The 21,731-nt window shown below is 35.3% G+C and carries 13 protein-coding genes and 1 tRNA gene; 12 read left to right on the top strand and 2 right to left on the bottom strand.

The window, feature by feature from the left end:
• Positions 1-210 precede the first annotated feature (210 nt).
• The 10 genes from RM520_RS11430 (at position 211) to RM520_RS11385 (ending at position 19,686) form a co-directional block, all read left to right on the top strand.
• Positions 211-3,246, top strand: coding sequence for a SusC/RagA family TonB-linked outer membrane protein (locus RM520_RS11430; protein ID WP_311388101.1), 3,036 nt, complete (start codon positions 211-213; stop codon positions 3,244-3,246).
• Between the two features lie 34 nt (positions 3,247-3,280).
• The gene (locus RM520_RS11425) at positions 3,281-4,732 is read left to right on the top strand and encodes a RagB/SusD family nutrient uptake outer membrane protein (RefSeq protein ID WP_311388282.1); all 1,452 of its coding nucleotides are present in this window, start codon (positions 3,281-3,283) and stop codon (positions 4,730-4,732) included.
• A 22-nt stretch (positions 4,733-4,754) separates the two neighbouring features.
• The gene (locus RM520_RS11420) at positions 4,755-6,833 is read left to right on the top strand and encodes a carbohydrate binding domain-containing protein (RefSeq protein ID WP_311388100.1); all 2,079 of its coding nucleotides are present in this window, start codon (positions 4,755-4,757) and stop codon (positions 6,831-6,833) included.
• A gap of 134 nt (positions 6,834-6,967) precedes the next feature.
• The gene (locus tag RM520_RS11415; protein ID WP_311388099.1) at positions 6,968-9,085 is read left to right on the top strand and encodes a glycoside hydrolase family 16 protein; all 2,118 of its coding nucleotides are present in this window, start codon (positions 6,968-6,970) and stop codon (positions 9,083-9,085) included.
• Positions 9,086-9,226: 141 nt separating this feature from the next.
• On the top strand, positions 9,227-11,539 hold the full coding sequence (locus RM520_RS11410) for a carbohydrate binding domain-containing protein (RefSeq protein WP_311388098.1): 2,313 nt from the start codon (positions 9,227-9,229) through the stop codon (positions 11,537-11,539).
• 38 nt (positions 11,540-11,577) lie between these two features.
• Positions 11,578-15,018 (top strand): hypothetical protein, encoded by a 3,441-nt coding sequence (locus RM520_RS11405; RefSeq protein WP_311388097.1) that lies wholly within the window; start codon positions 11,578-11,580, stop codon positions 15,016-15,018.
• Between the two features lie 64 nt (positions 15,019-15,082).
• A complete protein-coding gene (locus RM520_RS11400) occupies positions 15,083-16,030 on the top strand; it encodes a glycoside hydrolase family 2 TIM barrel-domain containing protein (RefSeq protein WP_311388096.1) in 948 nt (315 codons plus the stop codon).
• 6 nt (positions 16,031-16,036) lie between these two features.
• Positions 16,037-17,305 (top strand): glycoside hydrolase family 17 protein, encoded by a 1,269-nt coding sequence (locus RM520_RS11395; protein ID WP_311388095.1) that lies wholly within the window; start codon positions 16,037-16,039, stop codon positions 17,303-17,305.
• A gap of 67 nt (positions 17,306-17,372) precedes the next feature.
• Positions 17,373-18,791: an MFS transporter gene (locus RM520_RS11390; protein WP_311388094.1), complete on the top strand. Its 1,419-nt coding sequence runs from the start codon at positions 17,373-17,375 to the stop codon at positions 18,789-18,791.
• Positions 18,792-19,074: 283 nt separating this feature from the next.
• A complete protein-coding gene (locus tag RM520_RS11385; RefSeq protein ID WP_311388093.1) occupies positions 19,075-19,686 on the top strand; it encodes a hypothetical protein in 612 nt (203 codons plus the stop codon).
• A gap of 9 nt (positions 19,687-19,695) precedes the next feature.
• On the opposite strand, the gene RM520_RS11380 is transcribed toward RM520_RS11385, so the two are convergent.
• The gene (locus RM520_RS11380) at positions 19,696-20,169 is read right to left on the bottom strand and encodes a hypothetical protein (protein WP_311388092.1); all 474 of its coding nucleotides are present in this window, start codon (positions 20,167-20,169) and stop codon (positions 19,696-19,698) included.
• Positions 20,170-20,384: 215 nt separating this feature from the next.
• Here RM520_RS11380 and RM520_RS11375 point away from each other — a divergent pair, with 215 nt between their 5' ends.
• On the top strand, positions 20,385-20,612 hold the full coding sequence (locus RM520_RS11375) for a hypothetical protein (RefSeq protein ID WP_311385824.1): 228 nt from the start codon (positions 20,385-20,387) through the stop codon (positions 20,610-20,612).
• Positions 20,613-20,778: 166 nt separating this feature from the next.
• Here RM520_RS11375 and RM520_RS11370 read toward each other — a convergent pair.
• A tRNA-Arg gene (locus RM520_RS11370) sits at positions 20,779-20,852 on the bottom strand.
• A 64-nt stretch (positions 20,853-20,916) separates the two neighbouring features.
• On the opposite strand from RM520_RS11370, the gene RM520_RS11365 reads away from it, so the two are divergent.
• The gene (locus RM520_RS11365; protein WP_311388091.1) at positions 20,917-21,429 is read left to right on the top strand and encodes an adenine phosphoribosyltransferase; all 513 of its coding nucleotides are present in this window, start codon (positions 20,917-20,919) and stop codon (positions 21,427-21,429) included.
• The last annotated feature ends 302 nt before the right edge of the window (positions 21,430-21,731 follow it).

The following is a 21,731-nucleotide window of genomic DNA, read 5'->3' as shown; positions in this document are numbered from 1 at the left end:
AACATTACCTATACACATTCATTTTGTTTAACTTTTTATCGAACTAAATCTTACAAAATGAAAATACCTTAAGTGTCCGAAAAGGCCTTGTACTCTTGAGTTTATGTCAATTATACCTTTAAAAAATTATCATGTATGTTTTTTGTATGGGTATTATTTAAGGAATTCGTAATAATGCAATATATATTGCACTATTCTAATAGACCTTAAATGAAGCAGTTCTATACTTTATTAATTTTTACACTTGTCACCATAGTAACATACGGTCAGCAGTTCACCGCTACAGGTACGGTATACGATGCAGACATTAATGATGTTTTGCCAGGTGTAAACGTTTTTGTGAAAAACACATCAAACGGAACGACAACAGATTTTGATGGTAATTTTTCACTACCTAATGTAGCAGTTGGAGATATTTTAGTATTCTCATATATAAGTTTTAAAACACAAGAGATAACGGTTTCTAATCAGGATTCTATTTCACTTTATCTAAGGGAAGACGTAAGTGCATTAGATGAAGTTGTTGTAATTGGTTACGGAACTCAAACCAAAAAAGAAATTACAGGTGCTGTTGCGGTGGTAGGTGCAGAAACCATTGAGGAGTTAAACCCTACACGTATAGAACAAGCTCTACAAGGCCAAGTCGCAGGTGTCAATATTACTGCAGAGTCCGGATCACCAGGTAGTGGATCTAACATACGAATTCGAGGTATTTCTACAAATGGGGATAATCGTCCTTTAATCTTGGTTGATGGTAATGTTATAGAAGACTTAAGTGTTTTAAATCCAGGTGATATTGAAAGTATCAATGTTCTAAAAGATGCAACCGCAGGTATTTACGGTGTTAGAGCTGCAAATGGGGTTGTATTAATTACAACAAAAACAGGAAGAAAAAATTCAAAGCTTAAGTTTAGTTATGACGTTTATGGCGGTTACCAACAGACTTCTAGAACTATTCCAGTATTAAACGCTACGGAGTACGCTTTATTGACAAATGAAGCATTTGCTGCTGGTGGTCAAGCTAATCCCTTTCCAAATGTTTCTGATTTCGGGGTCGGTACAAATTGGCAAGATGAGGTTTTTCAAAATGCTCCAATCATTAATCACAATATTACAATTACCGGGGGAACAGAAAAATCTACCTTTTCTTTTGGTAGTTCTTTGTTAACTCAAGATGGAATTGTTGGAGGAAGTAAGGCAAATTTTAAACGTTTTACAAGCCGAATTAATTTTAATACTGACCTTCTTGAAAACTTAAAATTCACTGCTAATCTCATTTATACAGGGACAGAAAGAAAGACATTATCTGAAAACGGAATTGGCTCAGTTTTATTTAATGCCCTAAATAATGCCCCAACATTTGGTGTTAGAGATGCTAACGGTGCATTTACTTTATCCCAGGGATTGGGGAATGAAGTAATTAATCCCTTAGCTCAAATTGAAAATACTTTCAATTCAAATGATGTTGTAAGAATAAGTGGTAAAACAGCCTTAAACTATAAATTTTGGAATGACTTCACTGTAGAATCTAGTTTGCAGTTCAATTATGCAGAAGTAAAGGGTAGGTTTTTCTCTCCAGTTGCATTTTTTGGCGCTGGTAAGGTTTTTAATAATATTGATAGACCTAACCTAACTACCAATAAGGATATTTTTAAAGACTACACTTTTGATTCTTTTATAAATTACAATAAACGTCTTAGTGAAGACCATAATTTTCAAGCCACTTTAGGAACTTCTGTATTTGTGACGAAAGGACAATTTTCTGGAGGTACACAAGGATTTTTTGAGAACGAAGTAAGTTTTGCCGAAGCAGATTTGATAAATGCAGTCGATATTAGAAACGGACTTCAAGATAGCGGGCTAAGCGGAAAGTTTGATGAACGTCTTCTTTCTTATTTCGCAAGAATCCAATACGATTATAAAGGAAGATATCTTTTTTCTGGTGTTATACGAAGAGATGGTTCTACAAAATTTGGACCTGATAATCGATTTGGATATTTCCCTTCTGGATCAATAGGTTGGATTGCATCTGATGAGGAGTTCTTAGTGAACAGTAATGCCGTTAACTTCTTAAAGTTCAGAGCTAGTTACGGAATATTAGGGAATGATAGAATACCTGGTAATGGTTTTAGAGGTATTTTAAATGGTGAAGGAGCCTATGTGCTAAATGATCAATTGGTTTTTGGCCAAGCTATAGGTGTTTTGCCGAATCCTGCAATCCAATGGGAAGAACAAAAGACCTATGATATCGGAGTTGATTTAAAATTGTTTAATAGTAAAATAGATATTACGGCTGATTATTTTAATAAGACAACAGAAGGCCTCTTATTGCAGCCTCAAGTTTCAGGAATTTTAGGTGCTAACGCGCCCGGTGCTCAAGCCCCGGTTGTTAATGGAGGTACGGTAGAAAATTCAGGATTTGAATTTGCAATTGGATACCAAAGCGATAGAAGTAAAGACTTTAATTTTGGATTAAACTATAACGTAACATTTTTAACCAATGAAGTTACCCAAGTAAATAATGAAGCAGGATTTTTACAAGGAGGTAGTTTTGGGGTTGGCCAGGACCCACCAGCAAGAATGGAAGCTGGGAAACCAATTGGGTTCTTCTATGGATTAGAAACCAATGGTATTTTTCAAAATCAAGACGAAGTTAACTCGCATGCAACCCAGGCAAATGCAGCGCCCGGAGATCTACGTTTTGTAGATCAAAATGGTGATGGAATTATAGACACTGATGATAGAATAGATATTGGTAATCCAATACCAGACGCGACAATGGGTCTAAATTTATCAATCAATTATAAAAGTATTGATTTTGGTGCCTATGCCTTTGCTTCTGTAGGTAATGAAATTGTTCGAAATTATGAAAGAAATCAACCTTTAGTTAATAGATCAGTATATACAATCAATCGTTGGACTGGGGAGGGCTCCACTAATGAATTTCCAAGACTGACAACTGGAGCCACTTCAAACACCTTATTCTCTGACTTTTTTGTAGAGGATGGTTCTTTTGTTAGAATACAGAATGCACAAATTGGTTATACTTTTCCTAATCACCTTATGGAAAAAATGGGAGCAGATAAGTTAAGAATTTATCTGTCTGCAAATAATATTTACACATTTACCAAGTATAGAGGTTATGATCCAAGTGCGTCTTCTGGAGCTCCAATTGGCGCAGGTATTGATCAGGGTTTTTATCCAGTACCTAGAACATATTTATTGGGGTTAAATCTTAAATTTTAATAAGATGAATACAAAACAAAATATAGCAAGACATATGAGAAAAACACTTTTTGTATTGACATCAGTGCTTTTAGTTTTTGCTTGTTCGGATGATTTTGTAAATGTTGATTCATTTGATGAAGATTCTGAAAGCTTTTTTAATTCGGAAGACGATTATCAAAGTGCATTAATCTCAGCTTACGATATGTTGCAGTCAAGTTATATCAATGTGATGTTAGGAGAAATTGCATCTGATAATACATTGGCTGGTGGAGAAAGTGCTACGGATGTTCCAGGTATACAGGAAATTGATGATATGATTCATACTCCGGTAAATCAGCAGCTGCGTGATATCTGGAGTTGGATGTTCGCTGGAGTAAATAGAGCAAACTATATTTTAGAATTTAAAGACAAAACTGATTTTGCGAATCGAGATATAGTTATAGCTGAGGCTACTTTTTTAAGAGCTTACTATTATTTTGAACTAGTAAAATGGTTTGGCGATGTTCCATTAGCTGTGGATCAAAGATTACTTTTTGGAGACCAAAATATTGTTGAAAGAACACCTCAATCTGAAGTTTACACGCAAATAGAACAAGATTTACTGTTTGCCGCTAACAACTTGCCCTTAGTTCAAACAGAAACCGGTCGTGCAAGCAAGGGCGCAGCACAGGCACTGCTTGGTAAAGTTTATTTATATCAAGATAAATTTACGGAGTCAGCATCGGTTTTAGATGAGGTAATTAATTCGGGCACTTATGATTTGTTGGTCGATTACAGTACAATGTTTGAGAATGACAACGAGAATAATATAGAATCAGTTTTTGAAGTTCAGTATACAGATATTGAAGGAGCTGGTTTTGGTTGCTTGCAATGTAGTGAAGGTAATGTGGCTGTTGGTTTTAATGGAATACGTAATTATTCTGGACCTGAATTTGAATCTGGCTTTAGTTTTAATGTTCCGACACAAGAAGCCTTTGATGCCTTCGAATCAGGAGATATTCGAAGAGACGTTGCAATTTTAGATATAGAGGCATGGGCAATTACTAATCCTGATGTGTCTTTCGTAGAAGGCTTCGAACATACCGGATACTACAACAGAAAATACATTGCTCGACAAGGAGATTTAAATACAGGTGATGCCAATTTGACAAACCCTAATAACTACCGTGCTATACGTTTCGCTGACGTACTATTAATGGCGGCAGAAGCTAATAACAGAGGGAACATAGATGATTCTAAAGCACAAACCTATTTAAATAGAGTCCGGAATCGAGCGATTTTAGGAAATAGTTCTGCAACTGGACAAGCATTAACTGAGGCAATTTACCAAGAACGTCGAGTTGAATTAGTGGGTGAAGGACATCGTTTTTTTGACTTAGTTAGAACTGGTAGAGCTGCCACTGAAATAAATGGTTTTCAAACGGGGAAACATGAATTATTCCCGATACCAAGTATAGAAATTGAATTAGCGGGAAACCGTTGGGAACAAAACCCAGGATATTAAACATTAACTTAAATTACTCAAAATGAAAATTTTTAAACACTTTTTAGTTTTATTTATAACCACTGGCCTTTTGGTTAGTTGTGGAGGTGATGACGATGATAATCCAATGGATAATCTTGAAGCTCCTTCTAATGTTACAGCGAATATTGACATTGCGCAAGATGATACAGGTACTGTTACAGTTACCCCTACAGCAGATGGTGCAACTTCTTTTGAAGTACTTTTTGGAGATGAAGACAATGAAACACCAACTAATTTAAGTCCTGGGCAATCAGCTACCAATGTATACGGTGAAGGTACATTTACAATCACTTTAACAGCTATAGGTGCAGACGGGCAAGAAACTCAAATTACCAACAATATTACGGTTGCATTTACAGCGCCATCTAATTTAATGTTGGATGTAGTTGTTTCTGAAAGTAATCCTTTTGAGGTTACAGTAACCCCAACAGCTGATGATGCAACTATGTTTGCGGTTTTATTTGGTGATGAAGCCAACGGTGAAGAAGCTACAACAATTATGGCAGGAGCAAGTGCTGTAAATGAATATGAAGCAGTAGGAGAGTATACGATAACAGTTACTGCTATGGGAGCAAGTGCAACAACTATTGAAGTTATGGAAACTGTGCTTATTGAAGAAGCTGCCTTCGATGGTGGATTAATTGTAAATGGAGATTTCGAAGCAGGTGCAGAACCATGGAATGCTGGAGTTGAAGCCTTTGATGCCCCACCGGCGCCAGTTGTTACTGAAGATGGTAATACTTTTTATTCTGTTACTGTTGATAATCCAGATCCTAATCAACCATTCTTAGTGAATCTAAGTCAGCAAGGATTAACTCTAGTTGATGGAACAAATTATATTTTGACTTTTGATGCATGGTCCGATCGTGACCGTCCTATAATTGCAGGTATCGGAGAAAGCAGTGGAGGTTTTGCTAGTGTTGCGGTAGATGTAAATCTGACTTCTGCGATGCAAACATTTACTTTAAACTTAACAGCTGTTGGGTTTGGTGGTGATGATATCCGTGTGATTTTTGATAGTAATGGTGCAGCCGGTTTAGTTAATATTGATAATGTTACGCTTTTTGAAGGAGGCGACGGTAGTGATACTCCTGGTGGAGGAGATGCGACAGAATTAATTGTAAATGGAGATTTTGAAGCTGGAGCAGAGCCATGGAATGCCGGAGTTGAGGAGTTTGACGCTCCACCAGCACCAGTAGTAACAGAAAATGGAAACACCTTTTATTCTGTAACAATAGATAATCCAGATCCTAATCAACCATTCTTAGTGAATTTAAGTCAACAAGGTTTAAGTGTTGCCGCTGGGGCAAACTATATTTTGACTTTTGATGCATGGTCAGATCGTAATCGAACTATAATAGCAGGTATCGGAGAAAGTGGAGCTAATGGTGCTTTTGCTAGTGTGGTAAATGATGTAAATCTGACTGCTGCCATGCAAACCTTCACACTTAATTTAACTGCTGATGGTTTTGGTGGTGACGATATTCGCGTACTTTTTGATAGTAATGGAGAAGCAGGTTTAGTTAATATTGATAACGTTTCTCTTATTGCAGGCGGTGATGGTAGTGATACACCTGGCGGCGATGGCGGCGGTGATGGCGGAACAGGCTCAGTAATGCTAATTAATGGTGATTTTGAAGATGGAGCAGAACCTTGGAATGCAGGTGTCGAAGAGTTTGACGCACCCCCAGCACCAGTAGTAACTGAAAATGGAAACACTTTTTATTCTGTTACTATTGATAACCCTGATGCAAGCCAACCTTTCTTAGTGAATTTGAGTCAGCAAGGTTTAAGTGTTACGGCAGATGCGAACTATATTCTAACTTTTGACGCGTGGTCTGATCGTAATCGAACCATAATAGCGGGTATTGGAGAAAGTGGGGCTAATGGTGCTTTCGCTAATGTGGTAGTTGATGTTAGCTTAACAGATCAGATCCAGACATTCACACTTAATTTAACAGCTGCCGGTTTTGGTGGCGATGATATACGTGTGCTTTTTGATAATAATGGGATGGCAGGTCTTGTTAATATTGATAATGTATCCATAGTCGAAGGTGGTGATGGAAGTGATACACCTTAAAAAAGTGTAGATTTTGAATTATAGTTTTCCTGAAAAGGAAGATTAAAGATTCAAAATTATTTGTGGAGTAAAAAAAATGAATTTGGCCTGCTTAATTTAGTTGGGCAGGCTAATTCTTTAGAAAAATAAAAGCGATGAGAAAGAAGGTTTTTGGTCAATTTAGAATTCTTTTGGTACTACTTCTTGTCATATCATGTCAAGAAGAAGAGCCCGTACTCGAGAACTTAGTTGCTCCAACTAATGTTGAAGTAAATGCTGCTGTATCTACGGATCAGTCAGGGAATGTAACGGTTACACCGACTGCTGAAAATGCAATTAACTTTCATGTGATATTCAATCCAGGAGATGACCCAATTACTATCGCTAATGGCGACTCGGCTACCTTTAGATATTCTCAATCTGGGCAGTATAGCACTCCGATAACTGTGGTTGCTTTTGGTGCAGGGGGTATAAGCTCTAGTGCAACAGTATCTATTGATTTAGATGTTAGTTTAAGAATTTCGCCAGAAATTTTAGCTCAAATAACAGGTGGAGATGGCTTTTCAGCAAGTACTAAACGTTGGGTTTGGGATAGAACTGTTGGTGGTCATTTTGGTGTAGGACCTTTATCAAATAATTTTCCTGAGTTTTTTAGTGCTGGACCAAACCAAATTAATCCATGCATGTATGACGATGTTTTAGAGTTTTCACATGATGGAAATGACAACTATACATTTTCTCTTGAAACAGGAGAAGGCAATGAAACCTTTATAAATTGGACTGAAGTTAATCGCTTTTTTCCTGAAGCTACACCGCAACAATTTGCAGACGAATGTAGAGACATAAGTAATCAAGCAACTTTTGAAAATAATTTTATCATTATCGAGAATACCGATGGTACCCAGTCGCTAAATGTAGGTAATAGCTTTTTAAGTTATTGGGTTGTTGTTTCCGGGGAGTATGAGATAGTAGAGTTATCTGAAAATAGAATTAGTGTAAGGGGAATTAGTCAGCCATTTAATGGTGATGATCCTTTAGCTTGGTATTTTAGTTTTATACCTGAAAGTGATGGTATTGGCGGCGGAGGAAGTACACTAGAAACTGAATTCACCAATCTAATTTGGTCAGATGAGTTTGATATTTCAGGAGCACCCAATCCAGTAAATTGGACCTATGATTTAGGTGCCGGTGGTTGGGGTAACGGAGAGTCACAGAGCTATACTAGTAATCCAGAAAATGTAATTGTTGAAGACGATGTTTTAAAGATTACTGCAATGGCAACAGGAGGTGGTAATGGCGCCGATGTTTATTATTTTGATGACATCCAAATTGGAGATGATTCAGGGAATGCAACGGAGACTATTCAGGATTTTGAAGGTGATTCCCCATCTATAACTGGTTTTGAAGGGGCTTCAACTGCAGTAATTGAAAACCCTGATGCTACTGGTATTAATACCTCTTCAACTGTTGTTGAATTCACTAAAAATCCTGGTGCAGCATTTTTTGCTGGTGCATTTTTTGATTTCTCAGCACCACTAGATTTATCAGTTAACGCAAATCTTTTGATAAAAACTTGGTCCCCAAAATCGGGTGCTGTAGTTCGGATAAAATTAGAGGACGCTACAGATTCAACAAAATTTGTAGAGGTGGATGCTAATACAACTGTAACAAATGCATGGGAAACTTTATCTTATGATTTGAGCGGAGCTCCAGCTTTTAATTATGATAGGGTTGTTATATTCTTTGATTTTGGTGAAGATGGTCCAGTAGGTTCTGGTTACACCTCAGCTAGAATTAAATCTCAAGGCTTGCAAGAATTTACTTATGGTCGAGTTGAGGCAAGAGCGAAACTCCCAACAGGAGGTGGAACATGGCCAGCAATTTGGATGTTGGGCGCTAATTTTCCAGAAGTTGGTTGGCCAGCGGCTGGCGAAATGGATATAATGGAACATGTTGGTAATCAGCAAGATATTGTTTTTGGGTCTACACATGATCCTAATAATTTTGGAGGCACAGCACGTACCGGGTCAACCTTAGTCGCTGGGGTCTCTGAGGAATATCATATTTATGAAATGGAATGGACTAGTACTGAGATACAGTTTGCCGTTGACGGACAAGTATATCATACTGTTACAAATGATGGTACATTACCATTCAATAATGATTTCTTTTTTATTATGAATGTTGCGATGGGAGGAAGTTTTGGGGGTGATATTGATGCAGCATTTACAGATTCAACAATGGAGGTAGACTATATTAGAATGTATCAGTAGATACAGTATATTTTTTTAAAGAAAAAGCAACTAGTAAGTCAGTTGCTTTTTCTTTAAATACTCCTAAATATCAAATTACCTTCGAATAGCAAGAGAATTAATCCTTTTATCACATAAGATAGAAGGTTAGCCAACAGGACAATGAAAAGATTTCAAAAAAAATTAAATTTTATTTCTTTTTTCCTACTCTTAATTTTGTTTTTTGGATGTAAAAGCGATGATGATGGACCCCAAGTTGTAGCAAATTTTACATTTACTATAGAGGGAGATACAGCCATTTTTGTAAATACATCCGAACAAGCTACAACATATCTGTGGGATTTTGGAGATGGCAGTACGTCAACAGAAATCAATCCAACTAAAATATATGTATCCGGAACTTTTACGGTAAAACTAACAGCATCGGCTAGCGAAGGTTCTTTTGATAGTATTGAAGATGAAATTACTGTTGTTGCGCTTAATAAAGCCACATTGCCTATTACTTTTGATGATGCAACAGTAAATAATGAAGCAGTAACTTTTGGAGGCACAAATTTTCGGATTATTGAAAACCCAGACATTTCTGGTACTAATCCAACTGTTTCTAACGTTGGCGAAATTAGAAATAGTGGTGTAGCGTTTGAAGGTATTTTCTTTGAATTGGCAACGGAAGTAGAATTTGCAATAGAAAAAACAATCCAAATTAATTTTTGGGCAGATGCTCCTATAGCAGTACTTTTAAGAATGGAAGGACCTAATGCTAATGAAGTTGAAGTTCTTGTAAGTCATTCAGGAATGGGTTGGGAAGAACTCTTATTTACTTTTGATAGTATTGACGAGTATTCTAAATTAACTTTTATTGTAGACCCTGGTGGCACTAAAGAGGGTTTATTTTTAATAGACTCTATCAATCAAATAGAAACGCCAAATAGTGCTGTTGGTTGCACAGCGAATCTAGTTGAAGCTATGACCTTACCATTAGATTTTGAAGGGTGCGAAACATTTCTTTCTTCATTAAATTTTGGAAGTGGTATAAGTTCTGCTCTAATTGAAAATCCATTTAAAATAGGCATCAATACGTCCGACTTTGTTTTAAAGATTGATAAGCCTGCAGGTTCGGAATTTTTTGCGGGAGTTCAAAATATTTTTCCAAGTAATTTTGATCTTACTGACACGGATACATTTATAGCCAAAGTATATAGTACAAGAGCGAATGTTGTATTTAGGTTTGAATTATTAGCTAACCCTAATGATGGTAGTATTGGTAATCCAACACCGGTTTTTGTTACAATACCAAATGCTAATGAATGGGTTGAAATTGAATTTACATTTACTAATCTTCCTGCATCTCCAACGGCATACCGTCAATTAGTAATAAAACCAGATAATGACCAAACAGATAGCCCAATTACTCAAGACGGTTCTTATTTTATTGATGATATTGATTTAGTTGGTTCTGGCGGAGGTGGAGATGGTGATACGGATAGTAATTTAGATGCTGGAATAATAGTGAACGGTGATTTTGAATCTGGGGTAGCTCCTTGGATAGGAAATGGAGTTAATCTACAATCGGAGAATAGAAATGAATTTAATTTTGTAAATATAATGACCGCTGGAGAAGCCTCTTCGGTAACTATAAGTCAAGTAACAGAAATAGTTGAAGGAACTAATTATATACTAACATTTGACGCGTCATCTGACCGAGAACGTACTATTTTGGCAGGTATTGGTTTAAATGAAGCTCCTTTTACTGAAACAACACCTACGGTTAATTTAACAACAACCAGTCAAACATATACCTTGCAATTAACGGCTGGCGACTTTGGCAATAGTAATAGTCGTGTATTATTTAATATGGGTGCGGAATTAGGAGCAGTTTCTTTAGATAATATAACCCTTTTTACGGGAGGAGATGGTAGAGATAGTAATGGTGGAAATCCTCTGGAAGTACCATCAGGAGGTTGCACAGATACCTTTGAAGAAGCAATTAAGTTGCCATTAAATTTTGAGGGTTGTGAAACATTTCTTTCTTCATTGAATTTTGGTAATGGGTTAACTTCTGAGCTTGTGGCAAATCCGTTTAAAACGGGAATAAATACTTCAGATTTTGTATTGCGAATAGATAAACCTGCCGGGTCAGAATTCTTTGCTGGTGTGCAAAATATATTTGTTAATAATTTTGATTTAAGAACATCAAGTACTTTTAAACTAAAAGTCTATAGTACTAAAGCTAATGTAGTATTTCGGTTTGAGCTATTGGCTAATCCTAATGATGGTAGCATTGGTAATCCAACACCAGTTTTTGTTCCTATATCAGATGCTAATGAATGGATTGAGGTTGAATTTACTTTTACCAATCTTCCAGCTTCTCCAACTGCATATAGTCAGTTGGTTATAAAGCCAGATAATAACGAAAATGATGGTGCGATAACAATGGATGGTACCTACTTTATAGATGATTTAATCCATAACTAAAGAAAACAAGTTTAAGTAACAAGTATTTTTATATTATTATGCAGAAAATAAAGGATGATACTAAGGCTAATGAAGTAAATATGAAAGCTGTTTCCATTAATGGAGAAACCTTTTATATGATTTCAAACATAGCGGCTATGCGCCCTTTTTTTATGAGTATTGTTAGTGATGCTAATCATTGGATGTTTATAGCAAGTAATGGCGGATTGACGGCAGGTAGAAAGAATAGTGACTATGCTTTATTTCCGTATTACACTGATGATAAAATCACGGAGTCTTTTGAAATTACTGGTAGTAAATCAATTTATATAATTCAAGTTGATGGCAAACGAAAAGTTTGGGAACCTTTTTCTGATAGATATACTGGTGTTTATCAGTATACCAGAAATCTTTACAAAAATGAATACGGTAACAAAATCATCTTTGAAGAGGTTAATCATGATCTTGGATTGACTTATCAATGCCATTGGAATACCAGTAATAAATTTGGCTTTGTTAAGAGAACTAAATTGATTAATGATTCGGAATCTAATATTGAAGTTAAGGTTTTAGATGGTATTCAAAATATAATACCTTATGGTGTTGAGCCGAGTTCTCAACAAGCAGCAAGTAATTTGGTAGACGCTTATAAAAAAAATGAGCTTCTTACTGATTCAGGGCTCGGTATTTTCACGCTTAGTGCTGTTATAGTTGACAAGGCAGAGCCAAGTGAAGCTTTGAAAGCTAATATAGTTTGGTCCAAAGGTTTAGATAATACAAAAATTCTATTGTCTTCATTGCAATTGAACGATTTTAGAAGAACGTCAAGTGTGAAGGAGGAAATAGATATTCGAGCAGAAAAGGGAGCGTACTTTGTTGTTTCTGAAATGATACTACCACAAAAGAAAGAAAAAGAATGGATTTTAGTGGCTGATGTAAATAAAGGGCCATCTGATGTAGTCCAAATTTCTGAGCTCATTACTAAGGAGCAAAATTTATTAGCTCAAATTAATGAAGATATTGAGGCCGGTACTCAAAACCTTTTAGCCCTGACTATGGCTGCCGATGGAAAACAGTTAACTTCTGATAAAAGAAGAAACACGCGACATTATGCTAATGTGTTATTTAATATAATGCGAGGGGGGATTTTTGACGATAATTACAATATTGAAAAGTCAGATTTTGAGACTTATTTATCAAAGGCCAATAAAAATGTTTTTAGTTCTTCCATTGGTTTATTAAAAGCCCTTCCAGAAGTATTTAAACACAAAGCATTATTAGAGTTAGCTTGGGATGCCAAAGACAAAAATTTTAGTAGGTTATGTTTTGAATATCTACCATTAAAGTTTAGCCGAAGACATGGAGATCCAAGTCGACCTTGGAATAAATTCTCTATTAATACAAATAGTGAGGTTGATGGTTCTAAAATTTTAGATTATGAAGGTAATTGGCGAGATATTTTCCAGAACTGGGAAGCTTTAGCACACTCATATCCTGAGTTCATAGAAAGCATGATTCATAAATTTTTAAATGCTACAACTTTTGATGGTTATAATCCATATAGAGTAACTAAAGGGGGCTTTGACTGGGAAACCATTGAGCCAGATGATCCTTGGTCTTATATTGGTTATTGGGGTGACCATCAAATTATCTATTTATTGAAGTTTCTTGAATTTATTGAAAAGCACCAGCCTAAAAAATTAGAAAAGTATTTTGATAAAGAAATTTTTGTTTATGCCAATGTCCCATATGTAATAAAGGATTATAAGTCTATTTTGAAGAACCCGAAAGACACTATTGATTTTAATCATGAACTTGATGTTGAGATTAGAGAAAATAGGGAAATTATTGGCGCTGATGGGGCTTTGTGGCATGTTGGTGAAAATCAAATTTATAAGGTCAATTTAATTGAAAAATTACTTGCAACACTTCTAGCTAAGTGTTCTAATTTAATACCAGAAGCAGGTATATGGTTAACTACTCAAAGACCAGAGTGGAACGATGCTAATAATGCTTTAGTTGGTAATGGTGTTTCCATGGTTACACTATATTACATGAGAAGATTTCTATCATTTTTTCAAAGTATTATAGAGCAATCTGCAAATGAAAGTGTTGAGATTTCATCTGAATTATTAAAGTTTTTTGACGAGACCATAGCCACTTTGAAGGCGAGTAAAAATCTTTTGTCTGGGAGTTTTTCTAACAAAGATCGAAAAGTGGTAATGGATGGTTTGGGTACTGCAGCAGCTAAGTATAGAGGGAATATCTATCAACAAGGTTTTTCGGCTTCAAAGAGTAGTATTTACAAAAAGGATTTGCTTGAATTTATGGTATTGACCTTGGATTATTTGGGTCATGCTATAGACGCTAACAAAAGGAGCGATAAGTTGTATCATGCCTACAATTTGATGACATTAGAAAGTGAAAAAGAAGTTTCAGTTTCTTATTTGAATGAAATGTTAGAAGGTCAAGTAGCTGTATTAAGTGCTGGTTACTTATCTTCAAAAGAAGCTCTTGAAGTTTTAGATGCTTTAAAAGCTAGTAAGCTTTTTAGAGAGGATCAATACAGTTATTTACTATATCCTAATAAGGAGTTGCCGCGATTTACAAAACGAAACAATATACCTTCTGAAGAAGTTAAAAAATCAGAACTTTTAGAAAAGCTCTTGAAACAAGGTAATCGTGAAATTATAGAACAAGATATCAAAGGGGATTTTCATTTTAATGGAAATTTTAATAATGCTAATAGTCTTGAAAGTGCTCTAGATAATTTAGATACGTCTTACTCAGAATTGGTTGAAAAAGAAAGGGAAAAACTATCACAGATTTTTGAAACTGTTTTTAATCATAAGGCATTCACGGGTCGATCAGGCACATTTTATGGTTATGAAGGTTTAGGCTCTATCTATTGGCATATGGTGTCAAAGCTTTTACTAGCTGTTCAAGAGTGTTGTCTAAAAGCAATAAATGAAGGAGCAAGTGGCGAAATTATCGGAAGGCTTAAAGAGCATTATTATGAAATTAATGCTGGAATAGGGGTACATAAATCTCCAGAATTATACGGAGCTTTTCCAACCGACCCTTATTCTCATACGCCTGGTGGAAAGGGAGCGCAACAACCCGGTATGACTGGCCAAGTAAAAGAAGATATTTTAAGTCGTTTTGGTGAATTGGGAGTATTTGTTGAGCAGGGACAACTCCATTTTAATCCTTCACTGTTATTACTTGAAGAATTCTTGATTGAGCCTTCTATATTCATTTTTAAAGGGCTAGATGGGTCAGATAAAAGTATTCCACTTCAAGAAGGTCAATTATGCTTCACGTATTGCCAAGTACCTATTATTTATCAATTAGCCGAGACCTCAAAAATAATTGTGACCTCAACCGAAGATAAAGAAGAACAATTTTCTTCTTTAAAACTAAATAAACAATGGAGTAGTGCCTTGTTTGAAAGAATTGGAATCATTAAGCAAATAAAGGTTTTTATAAAATTAGATTAGCATGATTGGAAGAATCGTCATAGTGTTTTTTTTATGGGTTTGCTCTTCTTGCAAAGGGCTACCCATGCAGTCTCAAGTAGTTAGCGTAGAAGGTAGAAGCTTATTGGTGAACGAGAGTCCATATATTATCAAAGGAATTTGCTATCACCCCGTACCAAAGAATAGTAATAAAAGAGATTTTACCAACTTAACGGAAGATTTGCTGTTAATGAAAGAGTTGGGTATAAATACAATCAGAGTCTATGAGCCTATAGCCGATAAAGATGTTTTAGATGAGATTGCTGATTCAGGTATAAAAATAATAATAGGTTTTGGCTATAATCAAAAAGGTAAGTTTGACATTCTTTCGGGTACTTTTTTGGACTACGTTAAAAAGTATAAAAATCATCAAGCCATATTAATGTGGGAACTGGGTAATGAATACAATTACCATCCGGAATGGTTTAAAGGCAATATCCAGAATTGGTATTTAGCTATGAATAAAGCTGCTTTAGAAATTAAAGAAGTTGATTCTAATCACCCTGTGACAACAGCGCACGGAGAATTACCGAACGAATTAGCCTTAAATATGTCTCCTAATATTGATGTTTGGGGTATGAATGTTTACCGATGGGACAACCCTACTGAAATTTTTAAACAATGGAAAGCTGTTAGCGAAAAACCCATGTACTTATCTGAAGCTGGTGGAGATAGTTTTATGACAATAACCAAAAGCGGATATCAAAAAGGAGAAAATCAAAAAGCCCAAGCTGACGCTAATAAAAAAATATTGGATGCTGTTTTTGAGAATTTAGAGAATACCTTAGGGGTTACACTTTTTTCATTTACAGATGGATGGTGGAAGGCCGGAGAAAACGATAAGCAAAACCCAGGAGGTTGGGCGCCAAATAGCACAGGGGTACCATATGATGGTACACCAAATGAAGAATACTGGGGTGTTGTGGACTTGGAACGAAATAAAAAAGAAACATTTGAAGTCGTAAAAGCAAAGTATAACGGACTACCTAAATAAAGTTTTATGACGCAAAAGCATTTAAGGGTTATAGCATGTATTTTATTAGTTGGTATTTTTTCTTGTAAAAAAGAACAAAATCAAAACCTTAAAGAACAAGAAAAACCAGCTAAAAGCGCTAGAGAAATTTTAGGTAATCCAGATTATTTAGCTATGTCTTATGGTGGATATCGTCAAGTCGATCATAGTGTTGAACCTTCCATAGAAGAACTCAAAGAAGACATGAAGATTTTGAACGCCATGGGTGTTAAAATAATACGTACTTACAAGGTGCATTTGCCACATGCGGCTAATGTTCTGGAGGCTATTCATCAATTAAAAAAAGAAGATTCTAGTTTTGACATGTATGTCATGCTCGGGGCGTGGATAGATTGCAAAAATGCATGGACGGATAAAGTTCCTGACCATACTAATGAGAGTGAAAGAAATGCATTAGAAATTGAAGAAACTGTTCGCCTGGCTAAAAAATATGATGATATTGTTAAGGTTATCGCAGTTGGCAATGAGGCTATGGTCAAATGGGCGGCAAGTTATTATGTTCAACCAGGTATTATTTTAAAATGGGTTAATCATCTTCAATCCTTGAAATTATCAGGTGAATTAAAAGAAGACTTATGGGTTACAAGTTCTGACAATTTTGCTTCTTGGGGAGGCGGAGATGGTCAATATCATGTAGAGGACTTAAATAAGTTAATTGAAGCTGTAGATTTTCTCTCCGTACATACCTATCCAATGCATGATACGCATTACAATCCCGATTTTTGGGGAGTTTTTGAGTCGGAACAAAATGCATCAAAGAAAGAACAAATTGAAGGAGCAATGTTACGAGCCAAAGAATATGCTATGTCTCAGTATAACAATGTAAAAACGTATATGAATAGTTTAGGTTTTGAGAAACCTATTCATATTGGTGAAACCGGTTGGGCTACTGTTTCTAATGGATTTTACGGTCCTGAAGGTTCAAAGGCAACTGATGAGTATAAAGAGGCACTCTATTATAATCATATGAGAGAATGGACAAATTTAGAAGGTATATCATGTTTTTATTTTGAGGGTTTTGATGAACAGTGGAAAGATGCCACAAATGCAAAAGGTTCAGAAAACCATTTTGGGCTTATAAACTTGAAAGGTCAGGCAAAATATGCACTATGGAAGATGGTAGATAATAATGTTTTTGAAGGACTAACTAGAGATGGAAAGCCAATAACAAAGACTTATGACGGGGATGAACAGGCATTAATGAAAGACGTTATGGTACCTCCGATTAACCAATGAATTATTTCAAAATTTTAATTTGAAATAACAGAGCGAAATAATTAACTAGTAACCAAATAAACTACATATGGAATCAGCAAAAAGTAAAGTCCCTTTAGGACAAAAAATCGCCTTTGGGGTTGGTATGTTTGCAAACCAAATGTTTCCTGCCATCCTGGGTATATTCATGGTCGTTCTTGTACAAGATTTGGGATTTCCTAATTGGATGTATTCCTTAATTTACCTCTTTCCCAGAATCTTCGATTCCATTACAGATCCAATAATGGGTTTTGTGTCTGACAACACAAAGTCAAAATGGGGTCGTCGACGGCAGTATGTCCTAATCGGGGGCATTATAATGGGTTTGGCCTATGTTTTTATGTGGCAGCTTTTTAAAGAGGATTCGCTTCAGTACAATTTTTGGTATTTTTTTATTTGGTCTATCATTTTTTATTTAGGTCTTACCTTTTTTAGTGTGCCTTATGTAGCTATGGGCTATGAAATGAGTGATGATTTTCATGAACGTACAAATATAATGGCAATAGCCCAATGGATAGGGCAATGGGCTTGGGTAATAGCACCTTGGTTTTGGGTAATTATGTATGATCCAGAATGGTTTCCTTCAGCTGATGTTGCGGTAAGGGAATTGGCTATTTGGGTGGCCATACCCTGTAGTGTTTGCGCCATCGTTCCTGCATTGTTTATCAAAAGTAAATCAACAATAAATGAGAACTACGAACCTCTTAATGCAGCTAATATAGGGGGTAGTCTAGTAAAAATTGCCCAAAATTTTAAAGAAGCATTTAAAATTCCTGAGTTTAGAAAAATATGTTTTTCGACCTTCTTTATCTATAATGCATTTTTTGCAGTGTCTTCACTTACATTTTTTGTGATTGTCTATAAGTTGTTTAATGGAGATGCTGAGGCCTCTGGTATTTGGGTGTCTTTATTTGGTTGTTTAGGTGCTTTGGGCACTACTTTTATTGTGATACCTATTGTAACATGGATGTCGAAAACAATGGGAAAAAGAAAAGCTTTTATGATTTCTCAGGCGATTTCAATAGTGGGGTATATTATGATGTACTTTCTTTTTATTCCCAGTAAACCATGGTTATATATTATTTGTCTGCCTTTCTTTTCGTTTGGAATCGGTAGTTTGTTTACTATTATGATGTCAATGACGGCAGATATTATTGACATTGATGAATTGAACAGTGGTAAGCGAAGAGAGGGTGTTTTTGGTGCCATTTATTGGTGGATGGTAAAAGTTGGTTTTGCTATTGCAGGTGGGTTGGGTGCTGCCTTTTTGGGTGTTGTAGGATTTGACCCTGAATTAACCACGCTTGAACAGCCAGATGCAATACAAGGGTTACATGCGATTTTTTGCTTTTTTCCGGTCGTTGGTACTTTAGCCGCCATGTGGATTATGCGCTCTTATGACGTTACCGAAGAAAAGGCCAATGAAATTAGAACTCAAATAGAAGAAAGAAAAAAGCATTTCAATTAGCGTCCTAAGTATTAAGAGGTGAATGAGTTGGTGAAAGTTAGTATTTGTTGAGTAGAATCTTTGAGGATTAAAACATATTAATGATTTAAAATTATAAGGCAGCTCGGGTTCCTTTTATCTTTAATTGGAATTTTGAGTTGTTTTTTATGAATTGTTGAATTTTTAAAGAATTAAAACAAATATTCATATTTGTTTACACTAAAATCACCGTCAAAAATCAAATTCATTTAAATTTGTTTTAACAAATTTTAGTGGCCAACCTTTTACAATTGTATAATCAAAAATGAGTGAGTTTTTTAAAGCGGAATTGAAGGATAAATTTTTACAATACGCTTCTGATCGAGATGATTATTTTGAGGTTCAATTACTTTATGATGAATTTTTAAGACCGAATTATAGTCTAAATTTTATTGAGAGGTTGCTTCGTGAAATCTTAGAATATGACCCTGATCTCATTGATGTAATGAGTGGTAATGGCTCTAAAATATTTATGATTTCTTCCACAGGATTGACGGAAGAATTTATTGAAACAGGAGGATTTAAGCATCTTTTTTTACAAGAAGAAGAAAAGTGGGATACTTTTCTTGATCAACTCGCGAATACAAGAAAACTTTCTAATGAAGAGAAGCAGAATCTGGGCAAAACTGAAAAAGCCTCCTATAGGCGAGAAAGAACCTTTTTATACGGTTTAATTGGCGCTGTAGCTTTGAGTTTTGTATTTACATTGTTTAGTCTTTTTAATGCGCTATTTGATAATAATAAATATATCAGTCAGCAAGAGTTCGAAGAACGTATTCAAAAATTGAAAAATGAACTAAATCCTGAAAATTCTGAAGTAGATTCTCTTTTTCGAAAGTCAGTTGGCGCTCTTAATTCCAATGATAGTATTAAGTGATGACTTTATCTATTCTTGTCTTTGAAAGGTAAAACTTTGAATCCCTGGTAGATTTTGACCAATGGTTTCTATAATTTCACTACCAGCAACTGTGAATTCTCTGGTATCGTTGCCACCTACCAAAAATATGCGGCCATTATCAACTCCCCAATTTCCATTGGTTGCCTGAGGGTCAGAGCAAGAAACATTATATAAGTTACCGGTAATAGCAGAGATTAACCGGACATTAACAGCATTTGAGGTCCAAGTAAAGCCTTCATTTAATATAAAAGTCTCTTGCAGACAAGTAACCTCATCTAATAAGTTAGTTGAAGTATTACCGTCATTATTGGCATCAATGGCGTTGCTAACCGTAATTGCTGTTAATTGCCAAGTTCCAATGAATTCTTCTCCCGACGGTGGAGTAATATTGTTATCATCATCAGATGAACAAGCATAAAATAAAGCAACTATTGATAATAGAACTAAGAGTTTCTTTTTCATATAATTTTTTGGTGAATTTATAATTTAAAGATCTTTTACGAATTAAGTTTAGTGTTTATTCTTTATATTGGCAAATTATATTGACTTGATTGAATAATTATATCGACATTTTTCAAGTTAAATATTTCATAAATATGAAATTTCGATAGTTAAATAGAGTCAAAATATAGATTATTATAAAATAATTGTAATACAGTATTTAATTTTAAATAAAAATGACGGAAGAATTATTAGAACATGCAGAAGAGTTTGTTACCAGGACTTTAAGTCATATGTCAACAAGTGATCGTGTTTCTGCCTCTAGAGAAGCAAAAAAACTGATACTAGATATTAATGAGATTTATAAAGAAACTAAAGATTCAAATCTAATGGACGTTATGAAACGTCTAACAGAGAAGAAAAAGAAAATTGAAAAACGTTTAAAAGGTACTCCTTTAGTTTAACTAGTTTTTCAATTCATAAAAAAGCCCGTCATTTTAATGATGGGCTTTTTTTGTGACCTCGGTAGGATTAACTTTGTTTTTCCAGACAAAGCTCCGCTTTGAAAATAGTCCAACAAAAAAACGCTCAAGCAAGCTTGGCGTTTTTTCTTATTAAACTATTTATTAGTGACCTCGGCAGGATTCAAACCTGCAACCTCTTGAGCCGTAATCAAGTGCACTATTCAGTTATGCTACGAGGCCTTTTAAACGGGGTGCAAATATATTTCTTTTTAACTTTACTACAAAACTGCTAAAACATTATTAAATGGATTTTAGACCTTTTGTTAGAGATATTGTTGACTTTCCGGAAAACGGAGTGGTTTTTAAGGATATTACACCTCTTTTAAAGAGCCCTGAAGCTTTAAAAGCAGCGTGTGATACCCTACATGGATTAATTGGAGAACTAAAAATTGATAAGGTGGTTGGTGTTGATAGTCGTGGTTTTATTTTTGCTCCAATGCTAGCCTCTAAATTAGGTGCTGGTTTTGTGCCTATTCGCAAAGCTGGTAAGTTGCCATACAAAACTAATTCAGAATCATATGATTTGGAATATGGTTCGGGTACCTTAGAAATACATACAGATGCTATTTTAAAGGGAGAAAAAGTACTTGTTCACGACGATGTGTTAGCAACGGGTGGAACCGCTAAAGCAGTATGCAAATTAGTCGAAAGTTTAGGGGGTGAGGTAGTGCAATGTAACTTCTTAATTGAATTAACCTTTTTGAATGGATCAGATCAGCTCAAAGGATATCAGACAGAAGCCCTTTTAAAATATTAACCCAATGCTTTGGTTGTAACAAAATATCGCCAACCAATTATAGCTAGTTGAAATTTAGAGGCTTTGGTTAAATCCAATCTTTTTTTGGTAAACGATGGAAGTACTATTTTATTAACTCTGGCTAAGGCCTTATAAAAAGATTGCATTTTTAGTTTTTTGGAAAAATACAAAAATAAAAGCTCGGTTTTTAACCGAGCTTTTAACGTGTTTCGTTTTTGATAATAATGAATTTAAAAGTTTATCTTAAGGTTGATGAGACCTCTGTTCGTTTTTGATTGATAAATAAAATGTCTTTTTGATTA

It is taken from the genome of Croceitalea vernalis (genome assembly GCF_031846405.1).
Taxonomy (GTDB): Bacteria; Bacteroidota; Bacteroidia; order Flavobacteriales; family Flavobacteriaceae; genus Croceitalea; species Croceitalea vernalis.
Note: the sequence above shows the minus strand (reverse complement) of the source record. Positions and strands in the feature narration are given on the sequence as shown.